Raw genomic sequence first — 14,361 nt, 5'->3', positions numbered from 1 at the left:
ATGATATGTTATATAACCAGCATCATGAAAAAGATAACTGCGGATTTGGTTTAATTGCTCACATTGAAGGGCAACCAAGTCACAAAGTGGTGCGTACCGCAATTCACGGACTTGCTCGCATGCAACACCGTGGTGCCATATTATCGGATGGTAAAACCGGTGATGGCTGTGGTCTTTTAATGCAAAAACCAGATCGATTTTTCCGATTAGTCGCCGAGGACGCAGGTTGGCGCTTAGCCGCTAATTATGCCGTTGGCATGCTATTTTTAAGTCAAGATGAAACAGAAGCTCAAGCTAGCCGTAAAATTGTCGAAGAAGAGCTAGCAGAAGAAACCTTATATGTTTTAGGTTGGCGTGAAGTACCAATTGATAAAAGTGTGCTTGGTGAAATCGCACTCTCATCACTACCAAGAATTGAACAAGTATTTGTCAATGCACCTGCTGGCTGGACTAAGATTGATTTAGAACGTCGCTTATATATGGTTCGCCGTCGTATTGAAAAACGAGTGCAAGATGATACGTTTTATGTCTGTAGCTTTTCAAATCAGGTTAATATCTATAAAGGCTTATGTATGCCGAAAGATTTACCTCGATTCTATTTAGATTTAGCTGATATTCGTATGGAAACAGCAATCTGTTTATTCCATCAACGTTTCTCAACCAATACTGTACCGCGTTGGCCACTTGCACAACCATTTAGACATTTAGCCCATAATGGTGAGATCAATACTATTGAAGGTAATCGGCAATGGGCAAAAGCGCGATCTTACAAATTTAAAACACCATTGATTCCAGATCTACAAGATGCGGCACCGTTTGTTAATGTCACCGGTTCTGATTCAAGCTCACTAGATAATATGCTGGAACTATTTTTAGTTGGTGGTATGGATATTGTCCGTGCGATGCGTTTACTCGTGCCACCAGCATGGCAAAACAATCCAGATATGAATGAGGATTTACGAGCTTTCTTTGATTTTAACTCCATGCATATGGAACCATGGGACGGTCCTGCTGGTATCGTTATGTCAGATGGTCGTTATGCTGCGTGTAACTTAGACCGTAATGGTTTACGTCCCGCTCGTTATGTTATTACTACAGATAAACTCATCACTTGTGCTTCAGAAATCGGTATTTGGGACTATCAACCAGATGAAGTCGTCACCAAAGGGCGAGTGGGTCCGGGCGAATTACTGGTAATTGATACTGAAGAAGGTCGCATTTTACAATCTTCAGAAACCGATAATGATTTACAAAAACGTCATCCATATAAAGAATGGATGACTAAAAATGTAAAACGTTTGATCCCATTTGAAGATCTTCCTGATGATGATATCGGTTCTCGTGATTATGATGATACATTACTTGTAACTTACCAAAAACAATTTGGTTATAGTGCCGAAGAGCTCGACCAATGTATTCGAGTTCTAGGTGAAAACGGTCAAGAAGCAACTGGCTCAATGGGCGATGATACACCATTTGCCGTGTTATCAAGTCGTCCCCGATTAATTTATGACTACTTCCGACAAAAATTTGCTCAGGTAACCAATCCACCAATAGATCCATTACGCGAAGCACATGTCATGTCGCTGTCGACTAGTATCGGTCGTGAGATGAATGTATTTGCCGAAGCAGAAGGTCAGGCACATCGGGTTGCATTTAAATATCCAGTATTGGTTCATTCTGATTTTAAACAATTAACTACTTTAGAATCACGTTATTACAAATCAGAAACGCTTGATATCACATATGAAATTGACGGTAGTTTACGTGACGCAATTGAACAATTATGTGGTGATGCCGAAGCAAAAGTACGTGCAGGAACAGTATTACTAATTTTATCAGATAGAAATATTGCCCCTGACCGTTTACCGATCCCTGCGCCAATGGCGGTCGGTGCCGTACAACAACGTTTAGTTGAAAAGAACTTGCGCTGTGATGCCAATATCATTGTTGAAACAGCAAGTTGTCGAGATCCACATCAATTTGCCGTGTTACTTGGCTTTGGTGCAACAGCAATCTATCCATATTTAGCCTATGAAACCCTAGCTAAAATGGTAGATAATGGAACTGTGAATAAGTCTTATCGAGAAGCAATTCTTAATTATCGCAATGGTATTAATAAAGGCTTATACAAAATCATGTCCAAAATGGGCATTTCAACAGTTGCCTCTTACCGCTGTTCTAAACTATTTGAGGCCGTAGGTCTAAATGAAGAAGTGGTTGAACTTTGCTTCCAAGGAGTAACTAGCCGTATTAGTGGTGCCAATTTTGATGATTTCGCTCAAGATCAGTTCAATCTTTCTAAGAAAGCATGGCTACGGCGTAAACCATTAGAACAAGGTGGCTTGTTGAAATTTGTGCATGGCGGTGAATACCATGCTTATAATCCTGATGTAGTACAATCACTACAAAAAGCGGTAAATAATGGTAATTATGAAGATTATAAGCGCTATGTAGATATCGTAAATAATCGACCAGCTGCAACCTTGCGAGATCTGTTAAAACTCAATCCACCTGAAAACGCAGCTATCGCACTTGATCAGGTGGAACCAGAAGAGTCATTATTTAAACGATTTGACTCGGCAGCTATGTCAATTGGTGCATTAAGTCCAGAAGCGCATGAATCATTAGCCGAAGCCATGAACACCTTAGGTGGCTTTTCTAACTCAGGTGAAGGCGGAGAAGATCCAGCTCGTTATAACACAATCAAAGTATCACGTATTAAACAAGTTGCCTCTGGCCGATTTGGTGTAACACCAGGTTATTTAATGAGTGCTGATGTTATTCAAATTAAAGTCGCTCAAGGTGCAAAACCGGGCGAAGGTGGTCAATTACCTGGCGATAAAGTCACCCCTTATATTGCAAAATTACGTTTTTCTGTACCGGGTGTAACATTAATTTCACCGCCACCACATCATGATATCTATTCAATTGAAGACTTGGCGCAATTGATTTTTGACTTAAAACAGATTAATCCAACCGCAATGATTTCGGTTAAGTTGGTTTCTGAACCAGGAGTAGGTACTATCGCAACCGGTGTTGCCAAAGCCTATGCTGATTTAATCACTATTTCAGGTTACGATGGCGGTACTGGAGCCAGTCCGTTAACTTCGGTTAAATATGCAGGATCACCATGGGAACTAGGTTTAGTTGAGACCCAACAATCATTAGTTGCTAATGGTTTACGTCACAAAATACGCTTACAAGTTGACGGTGGCCTAAAAACTGGCGCAGATATTGTTAAAGCGGCAATTTTAGGTGCTGAAAGCTTTGGTTTTGGTACTGGACCAATGGTTGCATTGGGTTGTAAATACCTCCGTATTTGTCATCTTAATAACTGTGCAACCGGTGTTGCAACTCAAGATGAGAAGTTACGTAGTGATCATTATCATGGTCTACCAGAAAAAGCTATGAACTATTTCCGTTTTATTGCACGTAATACTCGTGAAGTTATGGCCGAACTAGGCGTTAGTCGAATCGTTGATTTAATCGGTCGTACAGATTTACTTCTTGAACTTGATGGCATTACTGCAAAACAACAGAAATTGGATTTATCAAGCTTGCTTGAAACGGCAACCCCAATAGAAGGTAAACCGGTTCACTGTATTGAAGACAATAAACCATTTGATAAAGGTGTGCTGAATAAAGAAATTATAACTCAAGCACAACAAGCAGTGGATAATCGTCAAAGTAAAAGTTTCTACTTTGACATTCAAAATACTGATCGTTCTGTTGGTACAACTTTATCTGGTTATATTGCTAAAAAATATGGCGATCAAGGCTTAGTCACATCCCCTATTTCCTTGAATTTCAACGGTACTGCCGGACAAAGCTTTGGTGTATGGAATGCAGGCGGTGTTGATTTAACGCTGACAGGTGATGCCAACGACTATGTTGGTAAAGGCATGGCTGGCGGTCGTATTGTCATCCGTCCACCACAAGGTTCGGCATTTTTAAGCCATGAAGCGACCATTGCAGGTAATACCTGTTTATATGGTGCCACTGGTGGTAAATTATTTGCTGCTGGCCGAGCAGGTGAACGTTTTGCAGTACGTAACTCAGGCGCTATAAGTGTGGTTGAAGGCATTGGTGATAATGGCTGTGAATATATGACTGGCGGTATTGTCTGTGTTTTAGGTAAAACAGGTGTTAACTTTGGTGCTGGTATGACCGGTGGTTTTGCTTATATTTTAGATACTGATGGCGATTTACATAAGCGAATCAATAAAGAGTTGGTCGAAATGTTAGATGTTGCTGACTATTCAATTCATGAAGAACACTTACGTGGTTTAATTATGGAGCACGCACAACTCACCCACTCAACTTGGGCTGAAGAGATATTAGCTAATTGGGAAGATTTTGCTAAACAATTTGTATTAGTTAAACCAAAATCTAGCGATGTTAAAGCATTATTAGGTCACCGTAGTCGCTCAACAGCTGAACTACGTGTTCAGGCACAGTAAGGAGAAAACACGATATGAGTCAAAATGTTTATCAGTTTATCGATTTACAACGTGTCGATCCGCCTAAAAAATCGCTAAACATTCGTAAAATCGAATTTGTAGAAATTTATGAAGGCTTTTCAGCTTCGCAATCTCAAGCACAGGCAGATCGTTGCCTTGCTTGTGGTAACCCTTATTGTGAATGGCGCTGTCCAGTCCACAATTACATTCCAAATTGGTTAAAATTGGTCAATGAAGGTAAAATTTTAGAAGCAGTTGAATTATCTCACCAAACTAATAGTTTACCTGAGGTATGTGGTCGAGTTTGTCCACAAGATCGTCTGTGTGAAGGATCTTGTACTTTAAATGCTGAATTTGGTGCAGTAACTATCGGTAATATTGAACGTTATATTACTGATGAAGCATTCAAAATGGGCTGGAAACCAAACTTATCTAATGTTGAAAAAACTGGCTTAAGAGTCGCAATAATCGGCGCTGGTCCAGCAGGTCTTGCTTGTGCTGATGTATTAGTCCGTAATGGTATAACACCAGTCGTTTTCGATCGCCATCCAGAAATTGGTGGTTTATTAACTTTCGGTATCCCTGCCTTCAAATTAGATAAAGAAGTCTTAATTAATCGTAGACGCATCTTTACCGAAATGGGGGTTGAATTCCGTTTAAATACTGAAGTCGGCAAAACCGTTCAATTAGCTGATCTTATCAATGAATTTGATGCTGTCTTTGTCGGTGCTGGTACTTATCAATCAATGCGTGCAGGGCTTGAAAATGAAGATGCTAATGGCGTTTATGATGCATTACCATTCTTAATTGCCAATACTAAGCATATTATGCAACATCAACAAACCGAAGATACTCCATATATAGACATGAAAAATAAACGTGTCGTTGTCTTAGGTGGTGGTGATACCGCGATGGATTGTGTTCGAACTTCTATCCGTCAAGGTGCAACTGAAGTAACTTGCGCCTATCGTCGTGACGAAGCTAACATGCCGGGCTCTAAACGTGAAGTAAAAAATGCCAAAGAAGAAGGCGTACAATTCCAGTTTAATGTGCAACCTCTTAGTATTGAGGTCAATAATAGCGGGCAAGTTACTGGGGTAAAAATGGTCAGAACCGAGCTTGGTGAACCAGATGCAAAAGGCCGTCGTTCGCCAGTGATTGTCGAAGGTTCAGAATTTGTGCTTCCGGCTGATGCGGTAGTTATGGCATTTGGTTTTAAACCACATGCTATGCCATGGTTAGCTGAGCATGGTGTTGATTTTGATGATAGAGGTAGAATAATCGCACCAGAAATCAAAGGATACCAAACTACCAATGCCAAAATCTTTGCTGGTGGTGATGCGGTACGCGGTTCTGATTTAGTCGTTACGGCAATTAGTGAAGGGCGTAAAGCTGCTGAAGGAATCTTGGATTACTTAGAAGTGTAATCACTAATCATTGTTTAAAAAATCAAACCCGCTTCAATACAAGCGGGTTTTTTAATGGCAAAGAAATTTATTTCAGTGATAGTTCAGTTTCGACAATAAAATAGATATCACTGTTAAGACAGCTCTGCATCCACTATCACTTGTTCATTGCCAGTTTCGTCAATTAATATAATTGATAACCAGTCAATGCCGTCACAAAGTAGTTGTTGCCAAGCTATTTTTCGCCCATCAAGCAATATTACATTACCTTGTTCATCAAACTCATAAAGTTCTTTTTCTGAATCATAGTCAATACTATAACCAATTGTTAATTTTATTTTTGACGATGGAACATTAAATTTTTCAAGTAATCTATTCGCTTTTTCTTCATCAGAATGACTATCACAAAACATTGCGTTATAACCATGTTCAGTTTCATCAAATAGTAATATTTCTTCTTTACTGTTAGTAGATTTTGCAACAATTTTAATATTTGCGAAAGACGGTTCTACCCCTGTAATATCACCATTTTCTAATTCACCATAATAATAGATGTCAAACCATTGCTCTTTAGTTGATGACTGAAGAGAAAAAGATGTTACCCCATTGGACTCATCTTCGATAATGTCCATAGCATATTGAGTTAGATGGGATGGTATTTTCATATTATTTCCAGCAATGCTTAATTATCTGTGTATACGATAAGGTTCATCCATGGCTACAAAAGATTGTTCTTGCAATGCATCTGCTATCCAATCTTTCACACCTTTAGTGTTACAAATAGTATCAATATAATCGCTGAGAACTGAACTTGTTGCTATATGATAATTTTTTAGTCTTAGACATAAAGGGGCATAAAATCCATCGGCTATACTAAAATTACCAAACAAATAGTCACCATCTGAATTTTTTGAAGTTAATAACGAAGATAATAACTCATCTAAAAACATGATTTCATTTTTTACATCTTGATGATCTCGTAAAATTATTTGTCCTATTTCCGGTAATTCTGCTTCAATATTCATTGGCAAATAATGTCGAATAGCTTGAAATCCAGAATGCATCTTTGCCACTAAACTTCGTGCAATTGCCCTCTTTTTGCTATCAGTCGGCCATAATGCTAAATCATTGTGCTTTTCAGCCAAATATTCACAAATAGCTAAAGAATCACTTATTACCAGATCATCATCAATCAGAATTGGTACCGTGCCATATTTTGAAACTGAGAGCATCGTTCTTTTAAACAAAGAATCATCAGCAAAACTATCAAATTTAATTAGCTTTTCATTAAAAGGAATATCAAAATATTTCAATACAACCCAAGGTCGCATAGACCATGTTGAGTAGTTTTTATTACCAATATAAAGTGTATAGTTCATACTTAGAACTCCTTTTAACAAAATTTATTAAAGTTGGAAAACTTATCTGTTTAGCAACTTTTTTTTAATTATATTTATTGCAAATATGATTTATAGATAAACTAAATTGGTACCTTTTTCTGGTTGGAAAACTGCTTTGCCAAATTCATCTAGAAAATAAGCGATATGATCAGTTTTATCGCCTAATAAACGCCCTTTTACTTTATTCCATGTTAATAATGCTATGGTCGAATCGGGTTCACAGCAAATTAACATTGGTTGTTCTAATTCTTGATTCCAATAAAACTGACCACCATATAATTTATGTGCAGTTAATAATAAATAACAGCCATATTCTTGTGAAATCATATTGAGTTGTTCTTCAGGAAGACCAAAGCTTTTATCTGCCATTTCACCAATAATCATTTCAACAACAGTAATACTCTTTTCCGAGTAATCTAATTGATTAATACTCCAAGTTGGGCTATGTAAAATAGCATTTTGAGACCAAGCTTCTATTTCTTGATATAATTCATTTTTTTGTTCAGTCATTTTTATTTACTTCGCTAGTTGATTTTTCTGTTTGCTTGACAATTTGCCATGCATCTTCCATTTCTTCAAGTGTTGCATCAACTAAATTGCGATTTTTTTGCTTTAGTAACAATTCAACTTGTTTAAATCGCCTAATAAACTTGTTATTAGCATTTTGTAAGCATAACTCTGATTTAACTTTTAGATGTCTTGCCAAATTGACGGTAGCAAACAACAGATCGCCCATTTCTTCTGCAACTTTTGATTGCTCAATAGTTGATTGTGCTAATTCTTGTTCAACTTCATTAAGTTCTTCTTTAACTTTAGCTATAACTGGTTGTAGTTCAGTCCAATCAAATCCAACTGACGCACAACGTTTTTGGATTTTTTCAGCCTTCATTAATGCTGGAATAGCGTTGGGAATATCATCTAACAGCGAATATTGCGCACGCTTATCACGTTCTTGTTGTTTAAGCTGTTCCCAATTTGGTTTACTCGTATTATTTGAAAAAATATGCGGATGACGGCTTATCAATTTATCAGCCACTGATTGACAAATATCATCAAAATTAAACAAACCCTGTTCGTTGGCTAAATCCGCATAAAACACAATCTGAAACAGTAGGTCACCCAGTTCACTTTTAAGTTCAACCATATCTTGTCTATCAATTGCATCTAAGACTTCATAGGTCTCTTCTAAAGTATAGGATTTTAACGAGTCAAAAGTTTGTTTGCTGTCCCATTCACAACCATCAATAGGGTTGCGCAACTTTTTAGTAATATCCTGCAATCGTTTTAATTCGCTTAACATTTTTCTCACAATTGATTAATGATTAAGAATATAACCAGCATAGCATAATTATTCAGTTACTAATCTTTAATATGGATATTTTGCTTAAATTTTAATGTTTAAAATAAAAGTAGCTTGCAGTGAATAAACCGATGAAAAGAAGCTAAATCTGAGCTTAATCGTAGATTTTATGGCAGATAAAGCATAATTAAGTATATAATAACAGGCTATCAATTTAACTTTAATATATAGGTAGTATGAATAATTTACGAGAACTTACACTACGCGGTACCATTCTTGGTGCTTTAATTACTATCGTCTTTACAGCCTCCAATGTCTATTTAGGTTTGAAAGTCGGATTAACTTTTTCATCAGCCATTCCTGCCGCCGTCATTTCCATGGCTATTTTACGATTATTTTCAGGATCGACAATTTTAGAAAATAATATGGTGCAAACTCAAGCTTCCGCTGCTGGAACTTTATCATCTGTTATTTTCGTTATGCCAGGTTTATTAATGATGGGATATTGGAGTAATTTTCCTTTCTGGTTAACCTTTGCGGTTTGCGCTGCTGGTGGCATGTTAGGGGTATTATTTTCTATTCCATTACGTCATGTTATGGTAGTAAAAAGTGATTTACCTTATCCAGAAGGTGTCGCTGCGGCTGAAATATTAAAAGCTGGTTCGAAAACTGACGATAAAGAAGCAAATGATGGATTAAAGGATATCGTATTTGGCGGTATTATCGCCTCTATAGTGAGCTTATTTACTAATGGATTTCGTTTATTGTCTGATAGCACTGCTTATTGGTTTACAGGTGGTAAATCGATATTTCAGATCCCAATGGGATTTTCATTAGCATTACTCAGCGCTGGCTACCTAATTGGTATTATTTCAGGAATTGCGGTATTAATCGGAACCATTATAGCTTGGGGATTTGGTATTCCAATCCTAAGTGCCCTAACAGATTATGATACCTCGCAACCTTTATCTAAAATCGCAATGGGAATGTGGGCCACAGATATTCGTTTTATCGGTGCAGGTACCATAGCAATTGCCGCAGTCTGGACATTACTGACTTTAATCAAACCGGTTATTGAGGGTTTAAAAACATCGTTAAAAACACTTCGCTCTGATATTTCTGTAAATGATATTGAGCGAACAGATAGAGACTTGTCACCAAAAACAATTTTTATCATTATGGCTGGCATGCTAATTATCTTAGTTGCAACCTTTCACTCTTTTATTTCTGATAGTGGTTTATCAACTGGTATTGCTTGGTTACTAGTAATTTGTGCTGTTTTATTTGCATTTATTATGGGATTTTTAGTTGCAGCTGCCTGTGGTTATATGGCTGGTTTAGTTGGTTCTTCAGCCAGTCCTATATCAGGTATTGCCATTGTTGCCGCTATAGCTATTTCACTAATATTACTTGGCTTAAGTGAAACACACGGTATGTTATCCTCTGTCGAAGGAACTGACTTTATCACTGCATTAGCCCTATTTACAACTAGTGTTGTGCTATCAATTGCATGTATTTCAAATGATAATTTACAAGATTTGAAAACAGGTTATTTAGTTCATGCCACGCCATGGCGACAACAAGTAGCCCTTTTAATTGGTTGTGTTGTCGGTGCTATTGTCATTGCCCCTATTCTTGAAATACTCTATAACGCTTATGGTTTTACTGGTGCGGTTCCTCGTACAAATATGGATCCTACCCAAGTATTAGCCGCGCCTCAAGCAACTTTGATGACAACCATTGCTAAAGGAATTTTTTCTCATAATCTAGATTGGACAATGATCTTGATAGGTTTAGCTGTAGGCGCAACAGTTATCATCATTGACCTAATTTTAGCCAAAAAGAAAACTAAATTCCGTCTACCTGCTTTAGCTATCGGATTAGGTATTTACTTACCACCAAGTATTACATTGGCTATATTTACTGGTTCATTATTATCATGGATAGTAAAACGTCAGGCATATGCAAAAGCACAAAAACTAAATTTAGATCCAGAAAGTGAGTTCAAAAAAGTAGATCGTAAAGCGTCTTTAATTGCATCAGGCTTAATCGTCGGTGAAAGTTTAGTTGGTGTTATACTTGCCATTGTGATTGTCATTAGCGTCACTAATGGTGGTGGAGATGCACCTCTGGCAATATTCCCTGACTTAGGCGATGTGTCTCAATATTTAGGATTATTTGTTTTCATTACGATCTGTTGTCTTATTATTCGCAGATCTTTGTCAGCACTTAAACGATAATATAATTATGATGCCCTTTATCAGAATACTGATAAAGGGTATTTATGACTATTTAAGGTTACGGACTAATTTAAGTGTTAAGGCAATATTCTTTTGCCTTTGTTGCTTCTAATACTTCCGCCAAAGTCGCAACTTTACTTAAAATACTGAACATGGCATTAATACCATAAGGATAAATGGTTTCAGCTTTATTGCCCAAACTGCCAACAATAACAATTACCGTCATAAATTACAAAACTTACAATAGTTTTGATTCAGCCTCACAATCTAACGTATTCAATCTCTCAGGCTTTCTTAACAATATCATCAAATTGACAGTTTATTAACAATAACTTTTCAAATTTAGGCAATAAGAATTCATTACCATGTTAAATTTCCTATTATGATTTTGCATACGCTTTATTTTTTGTTAGCATAACACATTTTATATTGAATCATAGGTGACTCCGTCATGATAGTGTTTGATTCTATCCAAATTCGTAGAGGCATTAATCTACTTTTAGATAATGCATCAGCAACAATAAATCCTAAACAGAAAGTTGGATTAGTCGGTAAAAATGGCTGTGGTAAGTCCACACTTTTTTCATTAATTAAAGGTGAAATTCAAACTGATGCCGGTAGTGTTTCTATTCCTGCTCAATGGCAATTAGCATGGGTAAATCAAGAAACACCAGCATTAGATACAGCCGCTATCGAATATGTTATTGATGGTGATCGTGAGTTTCGAAAATTAGAACAAGATTTAGAGATTGCTTACGAAAAAAATAATGGTGAGCAAATTGCGCTTATTCATGAAAAACTTGATAACATTGATGCGTGGACTATCCGCTCTCGAGCGGCAACGTTACTGCATGGTTTAGGTTTTTCCAATGAACAATTAACATTACCGGTTAAATCCTACTCTGGTGGTTGGCGTATGCGACTTAATCTAGCGCAAGCGTTAATGTGCCGTTCTGATTTACTTCTTCTTGATGAACCAACCAACCATCTTGATTTAGATGCTGTGATGTGGTTAGAAAAATGGTTAAGTAATTATCAAGGTACACTTATTTTAATTTCACATGACCGTGATTTCTTAGATCCATTGGTTAATAAAATTATTCACATTGAACAAAAAAAACTATTTGAGTATACCGGTAATTATTCATCATTTGAGACACAACGCTCAGCAAAACTGGCTCAGCAACAATCAATGTATGAAAGCCAGCAACTTAAAGTTGCACATTTACAAAGCTATATTGATCGTTTTAGGGCTAAAGCAACTAAAGCTAAACAAGCTCAAAGCCGAATAAAAATGTTAGAAAGAATGGAATTAATTGCACCAGCACATGTTGATAATCCATTTCACTTTAAATTTAGACAATCTGAATTCTTACCAAGTCCTTTATTAACGATGGAAAATATCGTTGCCGGCTATGGTGATAAAATTGTATTAGAACAGATTAAACTTAATTTAGTTCCAGGTTCTCGCATAGGTTTATTAGGTCGTAATGGTGCTGGTAAATCAACACTCATCAAGTTATTAGCAGGTGAATTACTGCCAATGCAAGGTCAGGTTAGCTTAGCTAAAGGGGTACAACTTGGCTATTTTGCTCAACACCAATTAGAATATTTACGGGCAGATGAATCAGCTTTATGGCATTTAAAACAACTTGCGGAGCCGAAAAATACCGAACAAGAATTACGTAATTATTTGGGAGGTTTTGATTTTCATGGTGATAAAGTTAGTGAACCAGTAAAAACATTCTCTGGTGGTGAAAAGGCTCGATTAGTTTTAGCGTTAATTGTTTGGCAAAAACCAAATTTACTGTTGCTCGATGAACCAACAAACCACTTAGATTTAGATATGCGACAAGCCTTGACTGAAGCATTAATCGATTTTGAGGGGGCGTTAGTTGTGGTCTCGCATGATAGGCATTTATTGCGTTCTACTACTGATGAGTTTTACTTAGTTCATGATCATAAAGTCGAACCTTTTAATGGTGATCTTGATGATTATCATAAATGGCTTACGGAAGAACAGAAAGCAGAAAACCAACCGGAAGAAACAAATAAACCAATAAAAAAGGAAAGTTTACCTAAAGTTTCAGCGCAAGAACGTAAAGAGCAGAAACGCAAAGATGCTGAGGCTCGTGCACAATTACAGCCACTTAAAAAGCAGTTACAAAAAGAAGAGAAAATTATTGCTCGATTAAATGATCAATTAAAAATTATTGAAGAGCAATTAGCGGATCCCGATCTTTACGGTTCAGATAAAAAAACAGAACTGACGCAATTGCTGCTCAATCAAAGTAATTTAAAAATAGAATTAGATAAAGCAGAGTCAAGTTGGTTTGATTTACAACAACAGTTAGAAGAATTTGAAGCTGAGTAATCATAACTCCAATAAAATTTATTTGTTTAAAACAAAAAACACAGAGCTTATGCTCTGTGTTTTTCTATAAATATCGTGCAGTAAAACAGTTAAGTTTTTAGCTTTTTTCTACTTGGCTAAAATCAAGTTCAACTGGAGTAGAACGACCAAAAATAGAAACCGACACTTTTAAGCGACTTTTTTCGTAATCTACTTCTTCAACTACACCATTAAAGTCAGCAAATGGACCTTCGTTAACACGAACAAGTTCACCTGGTTCAAATAATGTTTTAGGACGCGGTTTATCACCAACTTGCTGTAGACGATTCATAATTGCATCAACTTCACGTTGGCTAATTGGCGCTGGTCTATCTGATGTCCCACCAATGAATCCCATTGTTCTTGGTACACTTTTAACTAAATGCCAAGTTGCATCGTTCATCATCATTTCAACTAAAACATAACCTGGGAAAAATTTACGTTCGCTTTTACGGCGCTGTCCACCTTTCATTTCAACAACTTCTTCGGTTGGTACTAAAACTTCCCCAAAAGAATCTTCCATATTATGTAATTTAATATATTCACGTAATGATTGTGCAACACGTGCTTCATAGCCAGAATAAGCTTGGATCACATACCAGCGTTTTTGTTGTGTTTCACTCATATTAACGCCCTATTGAAGTTAAATAAAAGATGATTGAACGGAACAAAGAATCCATTCCCCAAAGCGCAGTACCAACAATAACGGTAATAACAGCGATTAATAAAGTTGTTTGTACAGCTTCTTTACGAGTAGGCCATACAACCTTTCTGAGTTCTTTTCGTGATTCTTGCAGAAAAGCTATAAACGATTTCCCTTTAGCGGTTGTAAATGCAATAAATAAGGTTAAAAGCGAAACCACAACAACTGCAATAATTCGAACGATCGCATTTGGTTGATATATATCATTAGGTAAAGAGAAATAAGAATTTCCCCAAACAATTAACGCAATTAATACTAGAACCAAAACCCATTTAAATTTGTCTAGAACAGTACTTGTATCTTGACTCTCGTTACTTACTAGCATATAAAACCTATGATTATGTTATTTATAATATTATCCATTTTCCAAAATGCTCTTTCTCTAAAAACATTTTGCTAAACAGACTAGGTAAGAAAGGGTATCAAAAGATACCCTTTCTATGATCGCGATTGCTGA

General features: G+C 36.7%; 11 protein-coding genes. 4 read left to right on the top strand and 7 right to left on the bottom strand.

Annotated features, from left to right (window positions below; all coding sequences use genetic code 11):
• Positions 1-5: 5 nt before the first annotated feature.
• The gene (gene gltB, locus RAM17_RS03395) at positions 6-4,463 is read left to right on the top strand and encodes a glutamate synthase large subunit (RefSeq protein ID WP_110448522.1); all 4,458 of its coding nucleotides are present in this window, start codon (positions 6-8) and stop codon (positions 4,461-4,463) included.
• A gap of 14 nt (positions 4,464-4,477) precedes the next feature.
• On the top strand, positions 4,478-5,890 hold the full coding sequence (locus tag RAM17_RS03390; RefSeq protein WP_110448523.1) for an FAD-dependent oxidoreductase: 1,413 nt from the start codon (positions 4,478-4,480) through the stop codon (positions 5,888-5,890).
• Between the two features lie 113 nt (positions 5,891-6,003).
• Here the strand turns inward: RAM17_RS03390 and RAM17_RS03385 are convergent, their stop codons facing one another.
• The 4 genes from RAM17_RS03385 to mazG form a co-directional block, all read right to left on the bottom strand.
• Positions 6,004-6,534, bottom strand: a complete 531-nt coding sequence (locus RAM17_RS03385) for a hypothetical protein (protein WP_110448524.1) — start codon at positions 6,532-6,534, stop codon at positions 6,004-6,006.
• A gap of 21 nt (positions 6,535-6,555) precedes the next feature.
• Entirely contained in the window at positions 6,556-7,248 is a 693-nt protein-coding gene (locus tag RAM17_RS03380; RefSeq protein ID WP_110448525.1) for a glutathione S-transferase family protein, read from the bottom strand.
• Between the two features lie 90 nt (positions 7,249-7,338).
• The gene (locus tag RAM17_RS03375) at positions 7,339-7,779 is read right to left on the bottom strand and encodes a hypothetical protein (protein WP_110448526.1); all 441 of its coding nucleotides are present in this window, start codon (positions 7,777-7,779) and stop codon (positions 7,339-7,341) included.
• On the bottom strand, positions 7,772-8,569 hold the full coding sequence (gene mazG / locus RAM17_RS03370; RefSeq protein WP_110448527.1) for a nucleoside triphosphate pyrophosphohydrolase: 798 nt from the start codon (positions 8,567-8,569) through the stop codon (positions 7,772-7,774). Before mazG ends, RAM17_RS03375 begins: the two co-directional genes overlap by 8 nt.
• A gap of 236 nt (positions 8,570-8,805) precedes the next feature.
• On the opposite strand from mazG, the gene RAM17_RS03365 reads away from it, so the two are divergent.
• Positions 8,806-10,809: an OPT family oligopeptide transporter gene (locus tag RAM17_RS03365; protein WP_110448528.1), complete on the top strand. Its 2,004-nt coding sequence runs from the start codon at positions 8,806-8,808 to the stop codon at positions 10,807-10,809.
• 70 nt (positions 10,810-10,879) lie between these two features.
• Here RAM17_RS03365 and RAM17_RS03360 read toward each other — a convergent pair whose 3' ends face one another.
• Positions 10,880-11,035, bottom strand: a complete 156-nt coding sequence (locus RAM17_RS03360) for a glycerate kinase (protein WP_146208348.1) — start codon at positions 11,033-11,035, stop codon at positions 10,880-10,882.
• 225 nt (positions 11,036-11,260) lie between these two features.
• Here RAM17_RS03360 and RAM17_RS03355 point away from each other — a divergent pair, with 225 nt between their 5' ends.
• Positions 11,261-13,183, top strand: a complete 1,923-nt coding sequence (locus tag RAM17_RS03355) for an ABC transporter ATP-binding protein (RefSeq protein ID WP_110448529.1) — start codon at positions 11,261-11,263, stop codon at positions 13,181-13,183.
• Positions 13,184-13,280: 97 nt separating this feature from the next.
• On the opposite strand, the gene nusG is transcribed toward RAM17_RS03355, so the two are convergent.
• Together nusG and secE are read right to left on the bottom strand one after the other, a co-directional pair.
• Positions 13,281-13,826 (bottom strand): transcription termination/antitermination protein NusG, encoded by a 546-nt coding sequence (gene nusG / locus RAM17_RS03350; protein ID WP_110448530.1) that lies wholly within the window; start codon positions 13,824-13,826, stop codon positions 13,281-13,283.
• 1 nt (position 13,827) lies between these two features.
• Positions 13,828-14,229, bottom strand: a complete 402-nt coding sequence (secE, locus tag RAM17_RS03345; RefSeq protein WP_110448531.1) for a preprotein translocase subunit SecE — start codon at positions 14,227-14,229, stop codon at positions 13,828-13,830.
• Positions 14,230-14,361: the final 132 nt, after the last annotated feature.

The organism is Gilliamella apis (assembly GCF_030758615.1).
GTDB classification, from domain to species: Bacteria; Pseudomonadota; Gammaproteobacteria; order Enterobacterales; family Orbaceae; genus Gilliamella; species Gilliamella apis_A.
This window is presented reverse-complemented; position numbering and strand designations above follow the sequence as displayed.

Coding starts and splice junctions, on each gene's coding strand:
- nusG (WP_110448530.1), bottom strand. CDS start 13,826: ATGAGTGAAACACAACAAAAACGCTGGTATGTGATCCAAGCTTATTCT.
- RAM17_RS03355 (WP_110448529.1), top strand. CDS start 11,261: ATGATAGTGTTTGATTCTATCCAAATTCGTAGAGGCATTAATCTACTT.
- mazG (WP_110448527.1), bottom strand. CDS start 8,569: ATGTTAAGCGAATTAAAACGATTGCAGGATATTACTAAAAAGTTGCGC.
- RAM17_RS03365 (WP_110448528.1), top strand. CDS start 8,806: ATGAATAATTTACGAGAACTTACACTACGCGGTACCATTCTTGGTGCT.
- RAM17_RS03360 (WP_146208348.1), bottom strand. CDS start 11,035: ATGACGGTAATTGTTATTGTTGGCAGTTTGGGCAATAAAGCTGAAACC.
- secE (WP_110448531.1), bottom strand. CDS start 14,229: ATGCTAGTAAGTAACGAGAGTCAAGATACAAGTACTGTTCTAGACAAA.
- RAM17_RS03380 (WP_110448525.1), bottom strand. CDS start 7,248: ATGAACTATACACTTTATATTGGTAATAAAAACTACTCAACATGGTCT.
- RAM17_RS03385 (WP_110448524.1), bottom strand. CDS start 6,534: ATGAAAATACCATCCCATCTAACTCAATATGCTATGGACATTATCGAA.
- gltB (WP_110448522.1), top strand. CDS start 6: ATGTTATATAACCAGCATCATGAAAAAGATAACTGCGGATTTGGTTTA.
- RAM17_RS03375 (WP_110448526.1), bottom strand. CDS start 7,779: ATGACTGAACAAAAAAATGAATTATATCAAGAAATAGAAGCTTGGTCT.
- RAM17_RS03390 (WP_110448523.1), top strand. CDS start 4,478: ATGAGTCAAAATGTTTATCAGTTTATCGATTTACAACGTGTCGATCCG.